General features: G+C 65.0%; 20 protein-coding genes. 15 read left to right on the forward strand and 5 right to left on the reverse strand.

The window, feature by feature from the left end; translation table 11 throughout:
• The first annotated feature begins 47 nt into the window (after window positions 1–47).
• From H570_RS0111600 to H570_RS0111615, 4 genes are all read left to right on the forward strand, one after another.
• Window positions 48–884, forward strand: coding sequence for an ABC transporter ATP-binding protein (locus H570_RS0111600; RefSeq protein ID WP_027080884.1), 837 nt, complete (start codon window positions 48–50; stop codon window positions 882–884).
• A 119-nt stretch (window positions 885–1003) separates the two neighbouring features.
• The gene (locus tag H570_RS0111605; protein WP_027080885.1) at window positions 1004–1930 is read left to right on the forward strand and encodes an MlaD family protein; all 927 of its coding nucleotides are present in this window, start codon (window positions 1004–1006) and stop codon (window positions 1928–1930) included.
• Between the two features lie 92 nt (window positions 1931–2022).
• Window positions 2023–2637, forward strand: a complete 615-nt coding sequence (locus H570_RS0111610) for an ABC-type transport auxiliary lipoprotein family protein (RefSeq protein ID WP_027080886.1) — start codon at window positions 2023–2025, stop codon at window positions 2635–2637.
• A 142-nt stretch (window positions 2638–2779) separates the two neighbouring features.
• The gene (locus tag H570_RS0111615) at window positions 2780–4429 is read left to right on the forward strand and encodes an electron transfer flavoprotein-ubiquinone oxidoreductase (RefSeq protein ID WP_027080887.1); all 1650 of its coding nucleotides are present in this window, start codon (window positions 2780–2782) and stop codon (window positions 4427–4429) included.
• A 63-nt stretch (window positions 4430–4492) separates the two neighbouring features.
• On the opposite strand, the gene H570_RS18270 is transcribed toward H570_RS0111615, so the two are convergent.
• The 3 genes from H570_RS18270 to H570_RS0111630 form a co-directional block, all read right to left on the reverse strand.
• Entirely contained in the window at window positions 4493–6799 is a 2307-nt protein-coding gene (locus H570_RS18270) for an FG-GAP-like repeat-containing protein (RefSeq protein WP_051176337.1), read from the reverse strand.
• A 123-nt stretch (window positions 6800–6922) separates the two neighbouring features.
• Window positions 6923–7555, reverse strand: a complete 633-nt coding sequence (locus H570_RS0111625; RefSeq protein ID WP_027080888.1) for a CoA transferase subunit B — start codon at window positions 7553–7555, stop codon at window positions 6923–6925.
• Entirely contained in the window at window positions 7555–8280 is a 726-nt protein-coding gene (locus tag H570_RS0111630) for a CoA transferase subunit A (RefSeq protein ID WP_027080889.1), read from the reverse strand. The genes H570_RS0111625 and H570_RS0111630 overlap by 1 nt, the downstream gene beginning before the upstream one ends.
• A gap of 218 nt (window positions 8281–8498) precedes the next feature.
• On the opposite strand from H570_RS0111630, the gene H570_RS0111635 reads away from it, so the two are divergent.
• From H570_RS0111635 to H570_RS18950, 9 genes are all read left to right on the forward strand, one after another.
• Complete coding sequence (locus tag H570_RS0111635; RefSeq protein ID WP_027080890.1) at window positions 8499–9245, forward strand: electron transfer flavoprotein subunit beta/FixA family protein; 747 nt, start codon at window positions 8499–8501, stop codon at window positions 9243–9245.
• Window positions 9245–10183 (forward strand): electron transfer flavoprotein subunit alpha/FixB family protein, encoded by a 939-nt coding sequence (locus H570_RS0111640; protein WP_027080891.1) that lies wholly within the window; start codon window positions 9245–9247, stop codon window positions 10181–10183. The genes H570_RS0111635 and H570_RS0111640 overlap by 1 nt, the downstream gene beginning before the upstream one ends.
• Window positions 10180–11343 carry a glycosyltransferase gene (locus H570_RS17370; RefSeq protein ID WP_051176338.1) on the forward strand — a complete coding sequence of 388 codons (1164 nt, stop codon included), beginning with the start codon at window positions 10180–10182 and terminating at the stop codon, window positions 11341–11343. The genes H570_RS0111640 and H570_RS17370 overlap by 4 nt, the downstream gene beginning before the upstream one ends.
• Window positions 11340–12347: a lysylphosphatidylglycerol synthase domain-containing protein gene (locus tag H570_RS0111650; RefSeq protein WP_084500114.1), complete on the forward strand. Its 1008-nt coding sequence runs from the start codon at window positions 11340–11342 to the stop codon at window positions 12345–12347. Before H570_RS17370 ends, H570_RS0111650 begins: the two co-directional genes overlap by 4 nt.
• 191 nt (window positions 12348–12538) lie before the next feature.
• Window positions 12539–13339: a class I SAM-dependent methyltransferase gene (locus H570_RS18275; RefSeq protein WP_084500117.1), complete on the forward strand. Its 801-nt coding sequence runs from the start codon at window positions 12539–12541 to the stop codon at window positions 13337–13339.
• Between the two features lie 72 nt (window positions 13340–13411).
• Window positions 13412–14407 carry a glycosyltransferase family 2 protein gene (locus H570_RS17380; protein WP_084500119.1) on the forward strand — a complete coding sequence of 332 codons (996 nt, stop codon included), beginning with the start codon at window positions 13412–13414 and terminating at the stop codon, window positions 14405–14407.
• Window positions 14394–15989: a glycosyltransferase family 39 protein gene (locus H570_RS0111665; protein ID WP_084500121.1), complete on the forward strand. Its 1596-nt coding sequence runs from the start codon at window positions 14394–14396 to the stop codon at window positions 15987–15989. Before H570_RS17380 ends, H570_RS0111665 begins: the two co-directional genes overlap by 14 nt.
• Window positions 15989–16708, forward strand: a complete 720-nt coding sequence (locus H570_RS0111670; RefSeq protein WP_027080894.1) for a hypothetical protein — start codon at window positions 15989–15991, stop codon at window positions 16706–16708. Before H570_RS0111665 ends, H570_RS0111670 begins: the two co-directional genes overlap by 1 nt.
• Window positions 16709–16872: 164 nt before the next feature.
• A complete protein-coding gene (locus H570_RS18950; protein ID WP_027080895.1) occupies window positions 16873–17313 on the forward strand; it encodes a hypothetical protein in 441 nt (146 codons plus the stop codon).
• A 14-nt stretch (window positions 17314–17327) separates the two neighbouring features.
• Here the strand turns inward: H570_RS18950 and H570_RS17390 are convergent, their stop codons facing one another.
• Complete coding sequence (locus H570_RS17390; protein ID WP_084500123.1) at window positions 17328–19676, reverse strand: glycosyltransferase family 2 protein; 2349 nt, start codon at window positions 19674–19676, stop codon at window positions 17328–17330.
• Window positions 19677–20019: 343 nt separating this feature from the next.
• Between H570_RS17390 and cysD the strand changes: the two genes are divergently transcribed.
• The gene (gene cysD / locus H570_RS0111685; protein ID WP_027080896.1) at window positions 20020–20931 is read left to right on the forward strand and encodes a sulfate adenylyltransferase subunit CysD; all 912 of its coding nucleotides are present in this window, start codon (window positions 20020–20022) and stop codon (window positions 20929–20931) included.
• Here cysD and H570_RS19440 read toward each other — a convergent pair.
• Complete coding sequence (locus tag H570_RS19440; RefSeq protein ID WP_245559616.1) at window positions 20922–21071, reverse strand: hypothetical protein; 150 nt, start codon at window positions 21069–21071, stop codon at window positions 20922–20924. The genes cysD and H570_RS19440 overlap by 10 nt on opposite strands.
• On the opposite strand from H570_RS19440, the gene cysN reads away from it, so the two are divergent.
• Window positions 21003–22817, forward strand: coding sequence for a sulfate adenylyltransferase subunit CysN (gene cysN, locus H570_RS0111690; RefSeq protein WP_245559606.1), 1815 nt, complete (start codon window positions 21003–21005; stop codon window positions 22815–22817). The genes H570_RS19440 and cysN overlap by 69 nt on opposite strands.
• The last annotated feature ends 38 nt before the right edge of the window (window positions 22818–22855 follow it).

Consider the following 22855-nt stretch of genomic DNA (forward strand, 5'->3'; position numbering starts at 1 on the left):
AGGGCGAGCCCACCTCGCATCGGCAACAACGCCGGGAATGCTTCGCCGTGACCGGTCCCCGATCCCCAATTCCCGATCCCGATCGCGATGACCGCGAGGCGATCATCTCCGTGCGCGGCCTGGTCAACCGCTTCGGCGAACAGGTCGTGCATGACGGCCTCGACCTCGACGTGCGCCGCGGCGAGATCCTCGGCGTGGTCGGCGGGTCGGGCACCGGCAAGTCGGTGCTGATGCGTTCGATCCTCGGCCTGCGCACGCCCGACGCCGGCCGGATCGAAGTGCTCGGCGTCGACGCCCGTGCCGGGGACGCGCAAAGCCGCCTGCATATCGAACGCAATACCGGCGTGCTGTTCCAGGACGGCGCGCTGTTCTCCTCGCTTACCGTCGGCGAGAACGTGCAGGTGCCGCTGAAGGAACACAATCCGGAGCTGCCCGACAGCTGGCGCTACGAACTGGCGTTGCTGAAGGTCAAGCTCGCCGGCCTGCCCGCCGACGCGATCGACAAGCTGCCCTCGCAGCTGTCGGGCGGCATGCGCAAGCGCGCGGGGCTCGCGCGCGCGCTGGCGCTGGACCCGCCGCTGCTGTTCCTCGACGAACCCACCGCGGGTTTGGATCCGATCGGCGCCAACGCCTTCGACCACCTGATCCGCACCCTGCAGCAGGCGCTGGGGCTGACCGTCTTCCTCATCACCCACGACCTCGACACCCTGTACGCTATCTGCGACCGCGTGGCGGTGCTGGCGGACAGGAAGGTGGTCGCGGTCGGACCGCTGCCGGAGATCGAGAACCTCGACCATCCCTGGGTCCGCGAGTATTTCAACGGCCCGCGCGGGCGGGCGGCGCGAGAGGCCGGGAACCGGGAATCTGGAGTCGGGAATCGGTGAAATGCGGCTTTCCAGCTTCCATTCCTGCCCTTGCCCGACACCTGACCTGCGCGAGGAAAACGAAATCATGAGCAGCAGCTTCCGATTCCCCATTCCCGATTCCCGATTCCCGTCCTGACATGGAAACCAAGGCCAACTACGTCCTGATCGGTGCGTTCACCATCCTGGTGACGCTGTTCCTGCTCGGCTTCGGCCTGTGGGCGGCGAAGTATTCGTCCGACAAGAGCTGGCGCGAGTACGACGTGGTCTTCCGCGAGCCGGTGACCGGCCTGACCAACGGCAGCAGCGTGCAATACAACGGCATCGCGATCGGCACCATCGAGAGCCTGAAGCTGGCACCCAACGATCCGCGCGCGGTGATCGCACGGATCAAGCTGCAGGCCGATGCCCCGATCAAGACCGACACCCGCGCCAAACTGTCGATGACCAGCCTCACCGGCAGCCCGATCATCCAGCTCACCGGCGGCGACCCGAACAGCCCGCGCCTGACTGAAACCCCCGGCAACGAGGTGCCGATCATCCTGACCGAACCTTCTGCGCTGCAGAACATCGCCGACACCGCCAACCGGCTGGTGGAGCGCCTCGACAAAGTGCTGAGCGAAGAGAACGTCGCGCGTATCGCCGGTACGCTCGAGAACATCGAATCGCTGACCGGCTCGATCGCCGACCAGCGCGAGGACCTGTCCGCGCTGATCGCCAACGCGCGCCAGGCCAGCGCGCAGCTCAACACCACCCTGGACAGCACCAACCGCGCAATCAGCGATGTCGACCGCGAGTTCGTGCAGAAGCTGCCGGGCCTGGTCAGCCGCCTCGACAGCACCCTGGCCAGGCTCGACTCGGCGGCTGGCGGCGCCAACGACATCCTCAACGAGAATCGCGGCGCGATCCACAGCTTCGCCAACGATGGCCTGTCGCAGCTCGGGCCCACGCTGGGCGAACTGCGTTACCTGATCCGTGACCTGCGCCGCATCAGCGACCGCCTCGAAGGCAATCCCTCGCGGTTCCTGCTCGGTCGCGACGCGCCCAAGGAATTCGAACCGAAATGAAGCCGGAAGAACCAGCCATGCCGATATGGAATAACCCCGGGACGGGGCTTTCGGCCGTCACCCGGCGGCAAACGCAGACCGGCCGTGCACGCCTGGCCGCCACGGCAGCGGCCTGCGCGCTGCTATGCGGCTGCTCGCTGCTCGGCGGCGGCACGCGCGAGGAGACCACGATCTACGCACCGGACCCGCGCATCACTGCCGAACCGTCGTGGCCGACCGTGCAGTGGCAACTGACGATCAGCCCGGCGACCGCCGCGCGCATGATCGACAGCCTGCGCATCGCGGTGCGCCCCACGCCAGGCGAACTGCAGGTCTACAAGGGCGCCAGCTGGGCGAAGACCCCAACGCAAATGCTGGAGGACGCGGTGCTCCGCGGGCTCGAGGATTCCGGCAGGATCGGCGCCGTCGCCCGCCAGGGCAGCGGCATCGACGGCGACTACAAGCTGGTCATGGACCTGCGCAGGTTCGAGGCCGACTACGCCGGCGCGGTGATTCCCGCGGCCGTGATCGAGGTCAACGCCAAGCTGCTGCATCCGATCGACCAGCAGGTCGTGGCGGCGCGCACTTTCATCGTCAAGCAGCCGGCCGCCAGCGCCGGGGTTGGCGACGTCTCCGCGTCGTTCGATGCGGCGCTGGGCGACATCGCGCAACGAATCGACGGATGGGTGCTGGTGACCGGCCAGCAGCACGAGCAACAGCCACACTGACTGCCTGTGCGGCCGCAAGCCGGCCCTGACCGGAGCGGCGCAAAATGCTGCCGGCGACCCGCCATGGCGCCGCAACCGCCGCCGATTTGCCGCCCCTGCTGCAAACCCGCGACAATCACGGCACGCAATCCAGGCCGTCGACATGAGCGAACCCAACGAGCAGCCGCGCAACGATGCGCCCGAAATCGAACGCGATGTCATGGAGTACGACGTCGTCACCGTGGGCGCCGGCCCCGCGGGCCTTTCGCTGGCCATCCGCCTCAAGCAGATCAACCCGGCGCTGTCGGTCTGCGTGATCGAGAAGTCGAGCACCATCGGCGCGCACATCCTGTCGGGCGCGGTGATCGAGCCCGGACCGCTCGACGCCCTGCTGCCGGGCTGGCGCGACAACCCTCCGCCGATCTGCGTGCCGGTGACCGGCGACGAGTTCTGGTTTCTGACGAAGACCGGCGGCTACAAGTCCCCGATCGTGCCACCGGGAATGCACAACAAGGGCAACTTCATCGTCAGCCTGGGCGCGATGTGCGCGTGGCTGGCGCCGCAGGCCGAGGCGCTGGGCGTGGAAATCTACCCCGGCTTCGCCGCCGCCGAGACCCTGCACGACGACGCCGGCAAGGTGATCGGCGTGCGCATCGGCGACATGGGCGTGGCGAAGGACGGTTCGCACAAGCCCGGCTACACCCCCGGCATCGACATCCACGCCAAGGTCACGGTGCTGGCCGAAGGCGCGCGCGGACACCTGACCAAGCGGCTGGTCAGGCGCTTCGGCCTGGATCGCGACTGCGATCCGCAGGGCTATTCGATCGGCATCAAGGAGCTGTGGCAGGTCCCGCCGGGCCGAGTCTCGCCCGGCAAGGTCGTGCATTCGCTTGGCTGGCCCGCGGATACGCGGACCTACGGCGGCAGCTTCCTCTACCACCTCGATGGCGACCGCATCGCACTCGGCTACGTCAGCGGCCTCGATTACAGCGACCCGGAATACAAGCCTTGGGAGGCCTTCCAGCAGTGGAAGAACCATCCCACGGTCGCGCCGCTGCTCGAAGGCGGCAACATCCTGTCCGCCGGCGCGCGCGCGATCGTCACGGGCGGCTGGCAGTCGCTGCCGAAGGTGGAAATGCCCGGCGCGCTGCTGATCGGCGACACCGCCGGCCTGCTCAACGTGCCCAAGATCAAGGGCACCCACCAGGCGATCCGCAGCGGCATGCTGGCGGCCGAACACCTGGCCGCGTCGCTCTCGGCGGATGGTTTCGACGCGAAACTACGCGCATCCGATGCCATGGCCGAACTGCGCAAGGTGCGCAACGTCAAGCCCGGCTTCAAGAAGGGCTTGTGGCTCGGCCTGCTCAACGCCGGCTGGGAGACCATCACCGCCGGGCTGTCGCCCTGGACGCTGAAGGTCAAGCCGGACTGGTCGTCGCTGCACAGGCTCGGCGAGCAGGAAGCGCCCAGGCGCGACTACGTGCAGCGCACCCTGCCCCCGCGCGACCGCCTGGCAGGCGTGTACTTCGCGGCAACCGAACACGACGAAGACCAGCCGGTACACCTGAAGGTGGCCGACACCGACATCTGCGTCACCCGCTGCGTGGAGGAGTATGGCAACCCCTGCACCCGCTTCTGCCCCGCCGCCGTCTACGAGATCGTCGAGGACGCCGCCACCGAACACGGCAAGCGCCTGCAGATCAACGCCGCCAACTGCGTCCACTGCAAGACCTGCGACATCAAGGACCCCTACGAGATCATCACCTGGGTGACTCCGGAGGGCGGCGCGGGGCCGAATTACCAGAACCTGTAAGGGCGTTCCCTCGATCCCCGATGGCGCCGGGCGACTGCTCGCCCGACGCCATCGGTTCAGAACTCAATAAATGATCTTCCAGCCGCTTGGATAGGTGCCCGCCTTCTGCGAACTGAAGGTCGTGCCATTGCCCAGCCAGATGTAGATGTCACGCTTGGAACTGGTCCAAGCCACGTCGGCCCTTCCATCACCGTTGAAATCGCCGGCGGTTGCCACGCTGTACCCACTGCCGACGCCACCAATCAGCCTGGATCGCGCGGTAGTCGTGCCATTCATGATGCGATAGCTGAACTCGCGGGTCGAAGCGTTGTGGAACAGAAGGTCCGCCCTTCCATCACCATCGATATCCGACGCACCAACGATCTTCCAGCCTGCCGGATAGATTCCCACCTTGGTCGAGCTGAAGGTCTTCCCGTTACCTGTCCAGAAATAGATGTCCTTCTTGGAACTCGTCCAGACGATATCGATCTTGCCGTCGCCATTGAAGTCGCCGGACGTGGCAACCGTGTAACCAGCGCCTACGCCGCCAATCAAGGATGAACGCGTGGTCGTGGTGCCGTTCATGATGCGATAGCTGAACTCGCGGGTCGAAGCGTTGTGGAACAGCAAGTCCGACTTGCCATCGCCATCCACATCGCCTGCCCCGACGATTTTCCATCCAGCCGGGTATGTTCCCACCTTCTTCGATGAGAAACCGGTGCCATTGCCTGTCCAGAAGTAGATGTCCCGGGCCGCGCTTGTCCAGACCAGGTCGGTCTTGCCGTCGCCATTGAAGTCACCCGTCGCCGCGACTGAGTAGCCCTGGCCGACCCCTCCTGTCAGGGAAGAACGGTCGACGCTCCTTCCATCCATGATGCGATAGCTGAACTGCCTTGCAGATGCATTGTGAAAAAGAAGATCGGATTTTCCGTCTGCATCGATGTCGTTACGGCTGGCACCGACGAGCGGTACGACGGTCGCCCGGAACTGCCCCACGACAGGCATCGATTGATTCAGGCTTCTAACGTTATCCGACTGATTCGCCACGCCGGTAACCCGGCCGCTGTACTTGACGTTGGGATTGGAGAAGTACCGGATCGAGAACTGGCTGCTATCCGCCTGCGGATAGGCCATCACGGTATAGAAGCCGGTCGACGAGGCCTCACGGTAGCCGTAGGAGTAAGCGTGCACGCCCGTGCTGTCGCTGTCTTCCTGGTTGTGCGCCTGCCCCATGTTGTGGCCCATTTCATGCGCCAGCGTCTCTTCACGGCAGAAATAGGTATTGCTGTCGCCTTCGTCCAGATCGGTGCCGTCGCTGACCACCGAATACCCGAACGGCGCATCTTCCTTGACGATACCAGTCTGGCCACCACCGATCAGCCAGGCGATACCGCACCCGGCGTTCTCGGGCGTGCGGAATGCGCGGACCAGAGACACCAGGTCGGCGCCGGTTTCATCACGGGCAGCGCGCAGTGCATTGAATGCCGGGTCCGGGGTGATCGGGCCGCCGCCGGTGCCGGCCTTGTATCCGGTCAGCTTCTCAAGCGCGTCACCGTTGTCGGTGTTGTCGGCGTAGTTCACCTGCAGCGTCTTGACCAGGCGCACGCGCATGTTGACGCCGCTGCTGGTGTAGGCCTGGTTGGTGATCGCGATCATGTTGACCAGGCGGGTATTCGCCTGCGACTGGCCGCCCAGCTGCGAAGCGAAGCCGTTGGTGTAGCCCAGCAGGACGTCGACGACCGCGGATGCGGCACCCGCGCCAGCCGTCACGGGCTCAGCCTGCATCGAAGCCATGGTTGCTGATCCGGCACCGGCGAGCTTCGGCGGAATCAACTGGTCCCCACCCTCCCGGCGCGTAGCACCGTCAAGGCCGGCGAGCTTGCTGCGGTCGGTCTGTACCAGCCAGGACTGCCCGGCGCTCATGGTCAGGCGAAGCGTTTCGGTGGCCCCCTGCGGGATCACGCCGAACACCGCCTTCTCGCCGAAGGTCAGGATCGCTTCCGCACCGTCCGCGTTGCGCCCGATCCAGGTCCAGTTGCCGTCCTGGTTTTCCTCGTGGCGCTCGTACGTCAGGCGGATCGGCTCGCCGTTGGGTGCGTTGACCACCATTTCGCCGCTCTGCATTGCATGCAGCGCGTGGGCTTCACTGATCGCCACCGGGTAAGCGGTATAGGCGCCCTTGCGCTTGGTCTGGCGGCCTTTCTCGTACGCCAGCAGTTCCCCGCGGTCCGGAAGTGATGCGAAGCTCAGCGAAGGCGATCGGAAGGCAAACGCCTGGGCTGGCGCCGCCTTGCCTGCGGCGGCCTTGGCCAAGTCGGCCACGGGGGCCTGGTCGGAGGAGCAGCCTGCCAGCAAACCGAGCAGGATGCCCGCGGTCAGGTAGATACGCATGTAAGGGTTCCTCGGGGAGACGGGGTCGCAGTGCCCCAGTTTGCCCGAAGAATACTTCAATGCCGACAACCCGATCGCAATTTCGGCGCCTGCGGAGCCTGGCGTCGGCCTCCGTTCAGCCGTTCACGCCTCGGTGAACGGGACCCCGGTCTTCTGCCGCACCTCGTCCAGCCCGACCCCCGGAGCGCGTTCCCGCAGCACCAGGCCGGCGGGCGTCACGTCGAATACCGCCAGGTCGGTGATGATCCGGCTCACCACCTGCACCCCGGTCAGGGGCAGCGTGCATTCGGGCAGGATCTTGGGCGAGCCGGACTTGGTGGTGTGCTCCATCAGCACTACCACCCGCTTGACCCCTGCCACCAGGTCCATGGCGCCGCCCATCCCCTTGACCATCTTGCCGGGCACCATCCAGTTGGCCAGGTCGCCCTTGTCGGTGACCTCCATCGCGCCAAGGATGGCCAGGTCGATGTGGCCGCCGCGGATCATCGCGAACGAGTCGTGGCTGCCGAAATAGCTGGCGCCGGCACGCGCAGTGACGGTCTGCTTGCCGGCGTTGATCAGGTCGGCGTCGATCTCGTCCTCGGTCGGGAAGGGGCCGATGCCGAGCAGGCCGTTTTCCGACTGCAGCCAGACGTCCACGCCGTCTGGAATGTAGTTGGCGACCAGCGTCGGCAAGCCGATGCCGAGGTTGACGTAGGCGCCGTCGGTGAGTTCGCGGGCGGCGCGCTGCGCCATTTCTTCACGGGTCCAGGCCATTACTGCGCTCCTGCGCCGCGCACGGTGCGCTGCTCGATGCGTTTCTCGGGATTCGGGTTGTGCACGATGCGGTCGACGTAGATACCCGGCAGGTGCACGTGGTCGGGGTCGATGGCGCCGATCTCGACGACCTCCTCGACCTCGGCGACGCAGACCCTGCCCGCCATCGCGCAGGCCGGATTGAAGTTGCGCGCGGTCTTGCGGAACAGCAGGTTGCCGGAGCGATCGGCCTTCCAGGCCTTGACCAGCGAGACATCCGCGACCAGCGCGGTTTCCAGCACGTAATGGCGGCCGTCGATCTCGCGCGTCTCCTTGCCCTCTGCGACCACGGTGCCGTAGCCGGTGGCGGTGAAGAACGCCGGGATCCCGGCTCCGCCCGCACGCAGGCGTTCGGCCAGAGTGCCCTGCGGATTGAACTCCAGTTCAAGCTCGCCGGCCAGGAACTGGCGTTCGAACTCCTTGTTCTCGCCCACGTAGGACGAAATCATCTTCTTGATCTGCCGCGTACCCAGCAGCTGGCCGAGGCCGAAACCGTCGACGCCGGCGTTGTTGGAGATTACCGTCAGGCCCTTGACCCCGGAATCCCGCAACGCCGCGATCAACGCCTCGGGGATGCCACACAGGCCGAAACCGCCGACCGCGAGGGTCTGGCCATCGGCCACGACGCCCTGCAGCGCCTCGCTGGCGCCCGCAAACACCTTGCCCTTCCGGGTGCTCTCGACCATGAATCCGCTCCTCGAGGTGATTGCATCATTCTAGCTTGGCGCGACAGCGCCCCGGCACCGGCCTTTCGGCCAATGACGCCCTGCAAGCGGGCAATACGGGACAAGCGACGGCGGCCAAGCCGCTGCCCGCGACTCGCGCCGCAGGGCCCCAGAGGCTAAAATCGCCGTCTTGAGCCGGACTTGTCGGCGCACCTCCCCATCGCAAGGATTCCCCGTAGATGAAGATCCTCGTCGCCTACAAGCGCGTGGTGGACTACAACGTCCGCATCCAGGTCAAGCCGGACGGCTCCGGCGTGGTCACCGACGGCGTCAAGCTGTCGGCCAACCCCTTCGACGAGATCGCACTGGAAGAAGCCCTGCGGCTGCGCGACAAGGGCATCGCCACCGAGGTGGTGGTCGCCACCATTGCCCCCGCCGACGCCCAGGCCCACCTGCGCAACGGCTTGGCGATGGGCGCCAATCGCGCCGTCCACGTGGTCAGCGACCAGCCGATCCAGCCGCTTACCGCCGCACGCGCACTGCTCAAGCTGGTCGAAAAGGAGCAGCCCGACCTGGTGATCCTCGGCAAGCAGGCGATCGACGACGACGCCAGCCAGACCGGCCAGATGTTGGCCACGCTGTGGGGCCGGCCGCAGGCCACGTTCGCCAGCAAGCTCGAGGTCGCCGACGGCAAGGCCACCGTGACCCGCGAGGTGGACGCAGGCCTGGAGACCCTTGAGGTCGACCTGCCGGCCGTCGTCACCACCGACCTGCGCTTGAACGAGCCGCGCTTCATCAAACTGCCCGACATCATGAAGGCCAAGTCCAAGCCGCTGGAGACCATTGCGTTCGCCGACCTCGGCGTGGACTCCGGCGACACGCTCAAGACCACCCTCTACGCCCCGCCGCCCAAGCGCAGCCGCGGCGTGATGGTGAAGGACGCCGCAGAACTGGTCGCCGCACTCAAGCTCAAGGGGTTGCTGTAATGGCCAAGGTCCTGATCGTCGCCGAACACCTGGACGGCAAGCTCAACGCCGCCACCGCCAAGTGCGTGTCCGCCGCGCAGGCGCTGTCGCCCGAATCCATCGACATCGTGGTGCTGGCTGCCGACCCGGCCGCGGTTGCCGCCGAGGCCGCGCAGATCGCCGGCGTGGCGAAGGTGCTGGCCGTGGCCAACGCCGCCAATGCCCACGCCATCGCCCAGGTCCAGGCACCGCAGGTGGCGAAACTGGCGGCCGGCTACAGCCACGTCTTCGGCCCGAGCACCACGTTCGGCAAGGACCTGATGCCGTGCGTCGCCGCCCTGCTTGGCACCGCGCAGGTCTCTGACGTGATGGCCATCGAGGGCAGCCACGTGTTCAAGCGCCCGATCTATGCCGGCAACGCCATCGTCACCGTCGAAGCACCTGCCGACCATGTCGTCGTCGCCACCGTGCGCACGGCGTCCTGGCCGGAAGCGGCGAAGGGCGGCAACGCACCGGTTGAAACCGCCAGCGTCGAAGCAGCCGTGCCCACGCACACCCGCTACGTCGGCCTCGCGGCCGGCAAGTCCGACCGCCCCGACCTGCAGAGCGCCCGTCGCGTGGTGTCCGGCGGCCGGGGCGTCGGTTCGAAGGAAAACTTCGACATCATCTACAAGTTCGCCGACAGGCTCGGCGCCGCCGTCGGCGCCTCCCGCGCCGCGGTCGACGCCGGCTACGTGCCCAACGAACTGCAGGTCGGCCAGACCGGCAAGATCATCGCCCCGGACCTGTACGTGGCCATCGGCATCAGCGGTGCGATCCAGCACCTGACCGGCATCAAGGACGCCGGCACGATCGTCGCCATCAACAAGGACGCCGAGGCGCCGATCTTCGAGATCGCTGACATCGGGCTGGTGGGGGATCTGTTCAAGGTGTTGCCGGAGCTGGAAGCCGCGCTTTGAGCCAGCCGACGCCGGGCGCGCCCGGCGTCGGGCGCATCGTGCTGTGGGGCACCTGCGACGTAGGCAAGCCGCGGGTGCGGATCCTGCTGCGGGGGTTGCGCGAGTGCGGGGTCGAGGTGATCGAGTGTCGTGCCGACCTGTGGTCCGGGATCGAGGACAAGAGCCAAGTCCGCGGCGCTGGCGCATGGCTGCGGCTCGCGCTGCGCGCTGCATGGACTTATCCCATGCTCGTGGCGCGTTACCTGCGCCTGCCCAGGCACGATTGGGTGCTGCTGGGGTACCCCTGCATACCCGACATATTCGTGATCTGCCTGTTCGCACGGCTGCGCGGCGCGCGCATCGCTCTCGACTGGTTCCTGTCGGCCTACGATACGGTGGTGATGGACCGCGCGCTGGTCGGCCCGCGACACCCGCTGGCCTGGATGATACGTTCCGCGGAATGGTTGGGCGTACGCCTTGCCGATGCGCCATTCATGGACACGCGGGCGCATGCACGACGCATGGAGCGCATGTTCGGCCTCGCTGCTGGCAGCTGTGGTCATGTCTGGGTCGGGGTCGAGGAGGATGCCTTCGCGACCGTCGCCCCCTTCAAGCCAGGCGCGGACGAACGTGAAGACGGCAGGTTGCACGTTCTGTTCTACGGGCAATTCATTCCCCTTCACGGGATCGCGACGATCATCGAAGCCGCACGCATCCTGCGCGGCGCGCCCGTCGCCTGGACACTGGTCGGCAAGGGGCAGGAAGCGCCGAGGATCCGCGTGATGCTGGATGCCGACCCCTTGCCCACCCTGCGCTGGGTGGATTGGATCGACTACGCGGACCTGCGCCAGGAAATCGCAGCCGCTGACATCTGCCTCGGAATCTTCGGGGCTTCGGACAAGGCTGCCAGCGTCATTCCGAACAAGGTTTTCCAGGTGCTCGCGGCAGGGCGGCCGCTGATTACCCGCGACTCGCCGGCAATCCGAGAACTGGTGGAACAGGACATGCTGGACATCGCCCTGGTTCCCCCTGGTGACGCCCGGGCGCTGGCCAACGCCGTCATGCGCTGGCAGCGCCAGCCGCCAATGCCTGATCCGCGACGTGACAAACTGCGTGCGGGCATCCTTCCCCACGCGATCGGCGCACAACTTCTCGACGTGTTGCAGGGACACCGTGCATGAAACGCTGGCTCCAGAGGGCAGGCATGTTGCTTGCCATCGCCGGCAGCCTTGTTTTCGTCGGCTACGTCCTGTCGACCCTGGACATCGAAAGCTTGCGCGAGCACCTGACCATGCGCGCGCTTACAGCTTTGGGTGCGGCAGCGTTGCTGTACGCATTTCTGGTGCCGCTGGGTGCGCTGGCATGGCAATGGATGCTGGCGGCATTGGGACACCGGGAACGCCTGCTCCCGCTGCTGGCCATCTTCGCGACGACGCAGGCGGGCAAGTACCTGCCGGGTAACGTCGGCCACCACGTTGGCCGAGTCGGGTTGTCGCTGGCACAGGGAATCCCGCTTCCAATCCTGGTGGCGAGCATGGCGTACGAGATCTGCCTGCTGCTGCTCGCCGACCTGTTCACCGCGCTGGGAGCAGGCAGTCTTTCCGCCCCCGGGCTCCGGGTGTTGCTGCAAATCGGGAACGGCAGTTCGGGTGTCGTCGTGGCGGCCTGTCTCGCAGTATTGGGCCTGGCTGCGATTCCATTGTTGTCACGCTCGCTGCCGTGGTTGACCACGCTGGTCATTCGTCGTCGTGGCGGCACCGACGTCGCTCCGGTAGCCCTGCCTGTCCGCACGATGCTGCGGGTCATCGCACTCTACATCCTGGCGATGCTGCTGATGGGTGCGGGATTGTCCGTACTGGCACTCGGCCTGTTTCCCGCCACGCCCATCGACTTTGCGCTACTCACCACTGCGTTTGCGCTCGCCTGGGTCGTCGGCTTCGTGACCCCGGGCGCACCCGCCGGCCTGGGCGTGCGCGAGGCCGTGCTGCTGCTGCTGCTGGCACACGGCATGGGGGCTGCAAACGCATCGCTGCTAATCCTCACGCTGCGGATCGCCACGACCCTGGGTGATATGCTCTGCTTCATCCTCGGATTGGCAGTGATGCCGCGCGCACGGGCCCTGAGGCGCGCCCCGCCGCAGGAATCCGCCATGCCACAAGGTCCAATCAAACAGGACCCACAGTAATGACCATCGATGCGATGCCCGGCTCCGGACAGGCCTTCGATCGCCCACTGGGAACCCATAGGGGAAGCAGCACGCTGGTCCACGGACTCCCGCTGGCCGGGCCTTCCGGCACCCAACACGCCTCGTTTCGTCCCGCGCGGGCTGCCATGGCCGGCCATTGCCCCTGATCCACTTCCCAACCTGATGACACGATGAAGCTAGAACCGACAGGCGAGCGGATGATCCTGGAGCATTACAAGTCTTCGCCCGAAGACTATGTGATCTACCTGCTCCATATCGCCACCTATGATTTCGCCGAACAGTTCACCCGCGGCAAGCGCGTGCTCGACTACGGTTGCGGCAGCGGCTATGGTGCGGCGCGCATCGCACGTTCCGCCGGGCACGTCACCGCGGTGGACGTCGCCGACGACGCGATCGACTATGCGAGGACACAGTTCCCCGCCGACAACCTGGACTTCCGCACGGTCGATCCGCTCCGGCCGCTGCCATTCGGCGACAGATCGTTCGACACCGTGCTTTCGTTTCAGGTGTTCGAACATGTTGCCGACACCAGCCACTACTTGTCGGAAATCCGCCGGGTACTGCGGCCAGGCGGCCAACTGGTCCTGGTCACTCCGGACCGAAGCACGCGCCTGCTGCCGATGCAGAAGCCATGGAACCGCTGGCACCTGAAGGAATATGACGCCCACGCATTGGAGCAATGCGTGCTGCGGAGTTTCCGGAACGTGGAAGTGCTACGGATGAGCGGCCAGCGCGAGGTTATCGACATAGAACTTCGACGATGCAAGCGCCTGATGTGGATGGCGCTTCCATTCACGCTGCCGTTCATCCCCGATCGTGCCCGCGTGGCAATGCTCAACATGGTTCATGCATTGCGTGGACGAAAGCCCTCGACACACGAGCCGCTCGAATTCGACTTCGACGAGTCCGCAATTACCATCGGCCCGGATCTATCGCCGTCGCTCAACCTGGTAGTTCTTGCGACTCCGTGAACGCAGCCGCCGCTTCCCTCGCGGCAGCGTGTGGCATCCTATCCCGTGCGGCGCAGCCAGACCTACAGACCGATGAAACTGATCATCCAGATCCCATGCCTGAACGAGGCCGGCACCCTGTCCGTCGCCCTGCAGGACTTGCCACGCGCCATCGATGGTTTCGACAAGGTCGAATGGCTGGTCATCGACGATGGCTCCACAGACGACACCGCAGCCCACGCCAGGAATCTGGGCGTCGATCATGTCATCCGCCACCCGGTGAACCGGGGCCTTGCGACGGCATTCATGACCGGGCTTGATGCCTGCCTCAGGCTGGGCGCGGATGTGATCGTCAACACCGATGCGGACAATCAGTACCAGGCACTCGACATTCCGAAACTGACCAGGCCGATCCTCGACGGAGAGGCTGACATGGTCATTGGTGCGCGCCCCATCGATGAAACAGATCATTTTTCGTGGATCAAGAAGAAGCTGCAGCGACTGGGCAGCTGGGCGGTCAGGACTGCAAGCAAGACCCAGGTTGCCGATGCGCCAAGCGGCTTCCGCGCCATCTCGCGCGAAACCGCGATGCGGCTCAACGTGTTCAATGCCTATACCTATACCCTTGAAACGATCATCCAGGCGGGCTTGAGCAACCTGCGCGTGCTTTCGGTTCCAATCCGCACCAATGCAGACCTGCGTCCCTCCAGGCTGGTCAAGAGCATTCCAAGCTACGTCAAGCGATCGTTGCTCACCATCTTCAGGGTTTTCGTCATCTACCGGCCGCTGGTGCTTTTTTTCTGCATCGGGACCGCCTTCATGCTGCCTGGCGTCATCGCAGGTGGCCGTTTCCTCTACTACTACTTCAGCGGCGAGGGTGAAGGCCACATCCAGTCGGTCGTGCTGGCTTCCCTGTGCATCACGCTGGGAACCCTGCTGTACATGATGGGCCTGATCGCGGACCTGGTCGCGACCAACCGGAAGTTGCTCGAACGCATCAACCTGCGTACCTGGCACCTGGAGATGCGCTCGAGCGCTCGGCAGTATCCCGTCGGCGTAAGGGAAGACCAGCGCGATGGCACAAGTTGACGGCATTACAAGCGGCCCCGTTTCGGCATCCGGCTCCAACCGCGAAACCAAGGCGGTGACCCAGGCGCGGCGAAGCGAGGGTGTTCCGGACGCGGGGTGGCTTGAATGGCGGGGCACGCGCAGGACCTGCATCGTCATAGCCACGCTGTTCTTCATCAAATTCGCTGCATTTTCCCTGTATCTGACGCCGTTTTGGGATATCCCCGACGAGTCTGGCCACTATGCATACGTCGAAGACCTGAGCCACGGACATCTGCCCGTGCTCGGCGAAGCGCGCATGTCGCAAGACGTGGCGGATTCGTGGATCGGTCCTGGTGCGCGCCGGGGGCGCAACTGGATCGCGCAGCATCCGCCCCTGTTCTATTCCCTGGCCGCTCCGGTAGTCGCTGCCGTGCGGGCATCGGGTGGCGATTTCAGCGCGCAGGTGCATGCTGCCAGGCTCGTGAGCTCGCTGATCGGAGCGTTGGCGATCCTCGGCATGATGGCGTTCCTCACCGTTGCCACTGGGCGCCGCCTGCTCGGCATCGCAGGCGGCGTGTTCCTCGGCGCCACGCCGATGTTCACCCAGTTGGGCAGTGGCGTTACCCATGACACTCTGGTCGCATGCACGGTCGCATGGGCCTGTTACTGGTTAGTGCGCTGGCTCGACAGCAACCGTCTCTCCCATGCCCTGTGGTGCGCCTTCATCGCGGGGCTTTCCTGCGTTACGAAGATCACGGCGCTACCGATGGCGATCCCGCTGTTCTTCCTGATGGCCTTGTGGATGCTGAGGACACGCGGCCTCTCCACGCCACTGGCGACCCTCGCGCGGATCGGTCTCATATGGCTGGTCATGTTCGCGCCAGTGGTCATCTGGGGCATTCACAATTTCCTGCATTTCCACGAAATGTTCCCGAACGCTGGGTTGCTGAACGTCTATCCCGACAACCCGACTGAGATGGGCTTTTGGGAGTACATGCAAAAGTATCCCATCTGGCAGGTCGTCCTTCTCAACTTCATTGGACTGATCGGCTGGATGGGTACGGTGCCGGGCAGCGTGGTCACGGTGCAGGCGAATGGTTTCATCGCACAGCTGTTCGTCGGCATCCTGCTTTTCTGTAGCTCGTTTTCCATCCTGCATGCATCTCGTCTACTCAGGGACGACAGGCGTCAGCTGGCATGCCTGGCCATCGTCGCCGTGTCATGCATTGCGCTCGGATTGACAATCTCCACATATCGATACGCGACGATCACCTGCATCGCCATCTTCATCATGACGGCGTGGATCGGGCTTCGCAGCCTCCCCACGTTGCTCAACCCATCTGCGCGCCCATGGCTCATGCTGACCGGCTGCATCTGCATCGCATTCTTCACGGTCCTGTATTACCACCACATCTGGGAGAACTACACGCAGATCGGGCGCGTGAAAGCATTGCATGGACGTTACTTCTATACCGTCATGCCGTTCCTCTCGTTGCTGATGCTGTGGCCGCTCAGGAAAGGGCTGCTTCCCGTTGCGGCGGTTGCCGTCGCGGCCGTGTCACTCTTTGTTTCCGACGCGTTCTTCCTGCACGATGCCTTCGTGATGTACGGATTGTTCTGATGCCTGCGCCGCGCCGACTTTTCCTGTTCCTGATCGCCGCGATCCTTGCGCTTGAAGTGGCGCTGGTGTGGCGTCCATTCGATGTTCGCGTTACCACCTACCAGACGCCCTGGCGCAGCAACAAGCCGGTTGGCGAGATCGTCAAGGGGTTCAACGTGACCCAGGCCATCCCGCCTGGCCTCATCATGATCCGGAAGCCGGGCAAGAAGAGCATCCACTGGCGCGGCCCGAACAGCCTGCGCAGCCTAGTCATGCCCAACTGCTTTTCCGTCCGGTTTGCAACATACATGCGACCCAACTCCGGGCATATCCTGCTGACCTGGCAACAGGATGCCGCGCGCCAGTCCTGGCAAGTCCCCGTTGCCGACTTGGTCGACAATGCCTATGTCGATTTCTGCCCGATTGGCGGAATGGACACGGACAAGTCTTCGCTGGTCACCATGCAAGGGGTTGACGGCGAGAAGGGGCAGGCCGCCACGGCCTGGCTGACGAAATCCCAGCTGGCACCTGCCACCATCCAGGGCGAGTCCACGGAGGACCGTAGCCTCGCGCTGCAGCTCGTGTACCTGAACCGGGTCGAGCCTGTCGAGATCGCCACTGTGGGGCGTGGCGCATTCCTGGTGGCCTGCCTGTGTTCCCTCGGGATCGCGCTCGTGTTGTTGTCGGCATTGTGGCGCCAGCTGGCCGGCATGAGGGCAACGGGGCGCCCCCTGCACTAGCCACCAGGCACGAGGGGCAATCTCGCAGTAGTTGTCAGTGCGGCCCTTGCTCCGATCCGTGCTGCACCCGGGGGCCTGACACGGATTGCACCACGCATATTCGCAAGGCCTGCACGATGTGTCGGTATGATATGCGGCCCCACTTCCCGATCAGGTAATCCGAAATGCGCATACCTTTCGTACTCGCACTGGCTTTCCTCACCCTGTTTGTTTCCGGGTGCGATCGGGCCGGGAGCGACAATGCAAGCACGCCGGTCGCCGGCAGCGAGCCTGCTGCTGCAGCGGCCACTCCCGATGCGAAATCAGGCCTTTGGTTCAAACCTGAAGCCATCAGCTCCTGCGAAACCGCAGCCTTGGTCAGGGTCTATTGGGACGTCAGCGCGGACAAGGCTGTGAAGGCCGTAAAGGTTCTTACGGTTCGCGAGAACGGCGAAGAAGCAGTGTTCGCCGGTCGCGCGAGCCCCAAGGACGTGAAGCGCACGGGCAAATGGATCCGCGCTGGACGTGAATTCGTCGTGCGCGACGCCGGGAGCGGCGCCGAGCTTGCCCGCGCCGCGGTTGGCACGCTGCCCTGTCCGGAAGGCGCCGGCGCGCAAATGCCCTAGCCCATCCCGCCGCCTCACGCGGGCGATCGAGACACAGGCACCTCTCTGCGATCGGAACCCTGCTGCGCCACCTCCGCACTGGCTCCCCGCGGTGGACTCGACAGTCCGCAACACAGGCTTGCCAGTGACAAGTTGACGTTGTAGGCCGGATCCAATGGAAGGGTCCTGCCCCAACGCTGCTGCATCAGATCCACTTCACGGGCGAATCGCTGCTTCTTTGCTTCAGTGTCTTCGCTGCCACGCGACGCGGACTCGTGGTGGTAGAGCTCGGCGAACGGCGTCCAGATGTTTCGATAGCCCGCCTCATGCAGGCGCAGGCAGAAGTCGATGTCGTTGAAAGCGACCTGCAGCGATTCGTCAAGCCCGCGGACTTCACCAAACACTTGGCGGCGCACCAGCAGGCAAGCGCCGGTCACCGCCGAGAGCGACTGCGCAACGCGCGCGCGGCCACCATGGCCGGGATAACCGCGCGGCATGCCGGCATACAGGTGCGCGGCGACACCGTGCACGCCCAGCACGACACCGGCGTGCTGGATGGTGTCGTTCGGATAGTAGAGCATCGCGCCGACGGCACCCACTTCCGGCCGGATTGCCTGCGACACCATCTCGTCGAGCCAGTCGTTCGAGATCACTTCAATATCGTTGTTGACCAGCCCGATAACCGATCCATCGCACTGATCGACCGCCCAGTTGTTGATCGCCGAATAGTTGAACGGCGCGTCGTAGCGAAGCACGCGCACCCGGGGGTCGAGGGCGATCCGCGCCAGGTAATCGAGCGTGGCCGGGTCTGAGGACTGGTTGTCGACGATCACCACGTCGTAGTCCGGATAGCGCGTCTTGGCCAGGATGCTGTCCACGCAGGTCCGCAGCAGCTCCACCCTGTCGCGGGTGGGAATGACCAGGCTTGCCTTCGGTAGCAGTGCGGGCAGCGGCCAGCGCACCCGGTAATGCCCATGTGAAAGCGTTTCGGCGCGCGCCCCCGGATGCATCCGCTCTAGGTGCCCCGCCACCGCGCGTACGCCGGCATCGGCGGCATAGTCCTTCGCATCCCGGGTCAGCGCAGTCGATCCCTCGATGGCGCGCCAGTGGTACAGCACCCGTGGCACGTGATGGATCCGGGACGCCGGCAACCTCTCGGTGCAGCGCAGAAACAGGTCATGATCCTGGCTGCCTTCGAAGCCCTTTCGAAAGCCGCCCACCTCGCGCACCAGGTCCGTGCGGATTACGGTGAAATGGCACACGTAATTCTGCGACAGCAGCAGGTCCGGGTTCCAGTCCGGCTTGAAGTACGGATCGATGCGCTGGCCGTCTTCATCCAGCTTGTCCTCGTCGGAATAAAGCAGGGCAAGCCCGGGGTCGGCGACGATGGCCTCGGCCATTTCCAGCAATGCATGCGGGCGCAGTTCGTCATCATGGTCCAGCAGCCCCACATAGCTGCCCCGCGCCATCGAAAGCGCGCTGTTGGAAGCCTCGGCGATATGGCCGTTCGCATCGCGACGCATGACCTCGATGCGCCGGTCCGCAGCCGCATACTCGTGCAACACTTCCATGACGCGGGCATCGGCCGACGCATCGTCGGCGATGCACAGTTGCCAATGCGGATAGGCCTGCCCGATGACGCTCTCGATGCAACGCCGCAGCCACCGCTCCGGCGTCATGTAGGTCGGCACCAGGATCGAGATCAGCGGTGCATCCGATCCGAAACGGGCCGCGCGCATGCGCAGCTCCTGCATGCGCTCGGTGGTGAGGGTGTCGTAACGCGCCACCCAAGTGGCGTAGTCGCCGATGTCTTCGGGAAGCAGTCGCCGTAGGTAGTCCCGGTACAACGCATCCACCGCGCGCGACAAGCCGCGCCCGCCGACATGGCCAAGGAACCGGAGCACGCGTGCCGGCATGCCGCCCGGTGCGCGCGCAGTCGGACGGAGCATTCGCCACAGCGCGGCCAGGCGCTCGACGCGGCGCAGGGAAAATCCCTGCAACTCGAAACGCACCGGTCCCTGGGCAGGGCAGAAGCGCAGGCCGACGACGTCATGCTTGAACAGTACGAGTGCATCCATGCGGCCGTCGGCATCAGGGTCGGGCAGCACGATCTGCGCGTCACCCTCGCATCCATCGACATAGGTCGGATACAGGCATGGCGTACCGGCCGTCACGTCAGTGACGGACAGGTGCCCGACCAGTCGGTACCAGCCGCCCGGCAGCGTTTGCCCCAAATCGCCAAGTGCAACCGTGAAGCAGGCCAGTTCACTGCTCGCCCTCCAGGCCCCCCCGGCAATTTCGCCGGGTGCGTGCAGGTTCGCGTCCGGTATCAGCACGGCTTCGCGATCCGGGAGGCCTACTGCGGGCGAAATCGTCCACTTCATGATGCGGGGTCGTGCTCGGGCAGGTGGGGCATTGAGGGTCTCCGCATCAATCGGGCTGTCATGCATGCATGCGGCGACCTCGGTGGAAGCGCAACATCCGCATGCCGGATCGCACCGCGCCGGAACGGAGCTTGGAGCGGTCGAATGCGTCCGATGGGCAACCCACAGCGTCGCATATTCCCAGTATAAAGAGGTGGATGCCGGATTCCCCACACCGTGTGCACCACCGACAATCGCCGTTGTCAACGCGAGTTGCCGCAAACGTGGGCACGTCCGTCCGTTGACAGCCCCCGGAGCGGTGCGAACCGCTAGAATCACTGTCCCATTACCCAGCCCGCCGAGCATGTCCCCTGCCCAGCCCATGAGCCACCTCGATCGACTCGAGGCGGAAAGCATCCACATCCTGCGCGAGGTCGCGGCCGAGTTTCGCAACCCGGTGATGTTGTATTCGGTGGGCAAGGACAGCTCGGTCCTGCTGCACCTGCTGCTGAAGGCCTTCCACCCGGCCCGCCCGCCGATCCCGCTACTGCACGTGGATACGGGCTGGAAGTTCCGCGAGATGATCGCGTTCCGCGACCGCCGCGCCGCCGAAACCGGGCTGGAGCTGCGTACCTGGACCAACCCGGACGGCTTGGCGCAGGGCATCGGCCCGATCAGCCATGGCGCGACCGTCCACACCGACGTGATGAAGACCCAGGCGCTCAAGCAGGCGCTGGACAAGTGGGGATTCGACGCCGCGATCGGCGGAGCGCGCCGTGACGAGGAGAAGTCGCGTGCCAAGGAGCGCATTTTCTCGTTTCGCAGTTCGACCCATCGCTGGGACCCCAAGAACCAGCGCCCGGAACTGTGGAACATCTACAACACCCGGATCCAGAAGGGCGAGTCGGTGCGCGTGTTCCCGATCTCCAACTGGACCGAGTTGGACGTGTGGTTGTACATCTTCCGCGAGAACATTCCGGTGCCTTCGCTGTACCTCGCGAAGGAGCGCCCTGTGGTCGAACGCGACGGCGCGCTGATAATGGTCGACGACGATCGCCTGCCCATGCGCGATGGGGAACAGCCGGCGACGAGGAAGGTCCGCTTCCGCACCTTGGGATGCTACCCGCTGACCGGGGCAATCGAGTCCGAGGCCGACACCCTGGAAAAGATCATCGCCGAGATGCTGGTCTCCACCACTTCGGAGCGCCAGGGGCGTGTCATCGACCAGGATCCGTCCGCCTCGATGGAGAAGAAGAAGCAAGAGGGCTACTTCTGATGAACCTGAGTCGTACGCGCGACGCCCAAGCGCAGGTCGCCGCCTACCTGCAGCAGCACGAAACCAAGGACCTGCTGCGTTTCATCACCTGCGGCAGCGTCGACGATGGCAAGAGCACCCTGATCGGTCGCCTGCTGCATGACACGAAACTGTTGCTGGACGACCAGATCGCGACCCTGGAAGCCGACAGCAAGCGCCATGGCACCCAGCACGGCGAGATCGACTTCGCCCTGCTGGTGGATGGTTTGGCTGCCGAGCGCGAGCAGGGCATTACCATCGACGTCGCCTATCGGTTCTTCGACACCGACAAGCGCAAGTTCATCGTCGCCGATTGCCCCGGGCACGAGCAGTACACGCGCAACATGGCAACGGGAGCGTCCACGGCGGATCTCGCGGTGGTCCTCGTCGATGCGCGAAAGGGCTTGCTGACGCAGACCCGGCGCCACAGCTACATCGTTTCGTTGCTGGGCATCCGCCATGTCCTGCTGGCGGTCAACAAGATGGACCTCGCCGGCTATGCGCAGCCAAGGTTCGAGGAGATCGCCGAAGGATATCGCGCTCTTGCCGCGCAACTCGGCATCGACAACGTGACCTGCATCCCTGTATCGGCCCTCCAAGGCGACAACATCCTCGCCCATTCCACTGCAATGCCCTGGTATGCCGGCGCCACCGTGCTGGAGCACCTCGAGGGCGTGGAGATCGATCGCGCCGGCAAGGACATCGGCTTCCGCATGCCCGTGCAGTGGGTCAGCCGGCCAGACCAGAACTTCCGGGGATTCGCCGGAACCATTTCCTCGGGTTCAATCACTCCGGGCTCGCAGGTCATGGCGTTGCCGTCCGGGCGGCGTTCGGCGATCGCGCGGATCGTGACGGCCGACGGCGACCTCGCGGAGGCCAGTGCCGGACAGGCCGTTACTCTGACCCTGGCCGATGAGATCGATGCGAGCCGTGGCGACACCCTTGCCGCGGCCTCGACCCCCTGCGAGGTCTCGGACCAATTCGCCGCGCACCTGTTGTGGCTGGACGACCAACGCTTGCTCCCTGGCCGGCCGTACTGGCTCAAGATGGGCTCTCGTACCGTCGGCGCCACGATCACCGAAATCAAGCACAAGATCGACGTCAATACACAGGAAGAACTGGCGGCCAAGCATTTGGAACTCAATGAAGTCGCCTTCTGCAACTTGTACCTCGACCAGTTGGTTCCGTTCGAATCCTATGACCACAGCCGCGAACTCGGCGCCTTCATCCTGATCGACCGGCAGAGCAACGCCACGGTCGCCGCGGGTACCCTGTCCTTCGCGCTGCGGCGCGCCGGTAACATCCATTGGCAGCATGTGGACGTCGACAAGGGCGCGCGCGCGCTCATCAAGGCCCAGAAACCGCGCTGCCTCTGGTTCACCGGCCTGTCCGGATCTGGGAAGTCGACCATCGCCAACCTCGTCGAGAAGCAACTCCTCTCCAGGGCGCGACATACCTACCTGCTCGACGGGGACAACGTCCGGCACGGACTCAACAAGGACCTCGGATTCACCGACGAGGATCGCGTGGAGAACATCCGCCGCGTGGCCGAAGTCGCGAAACTGATGGTCGATGCGGGGTTGATCGTGCTGGTGAGCTTCATCTCGCCGTTCCGCGCCGAGCGCCAGATGGCCCGCAGCCTGTTCGACGAAGGCGAGTTCCTGGAAGTATTCGTGGATACGCCGCTCGAAGTTGCCGAACGACGCGACGTGAAAGGCCTCTACGCGAAGGCGCGCGCGGGCCAGCTTCGCAACTTCACGGGAATCGATTCACCCTACGAGCCGCCGCTCTCGGCCGAGGTCGTGCTGCAAACCGCGGACGAAAGCGCCGAGCAGTTGGCCGGGCACGTCATCGACCTCCTGGGCTAGGCGTTCGTCCCGCGTTCGCCCGCAACGGGTGGGCTCGC

The sequence above is a fragment of the Luteimonas mephitis DSM 12574 genome (genome assembly GCF_000422305.1).
Taxonomy (GTDB): domain Bacteria; phylum Pseudomonadota; class Gammaproteobacteria; order Xanthomonadales; family Xanthomonadaceae; genus Luteimonas; species Luteimonas mephitis.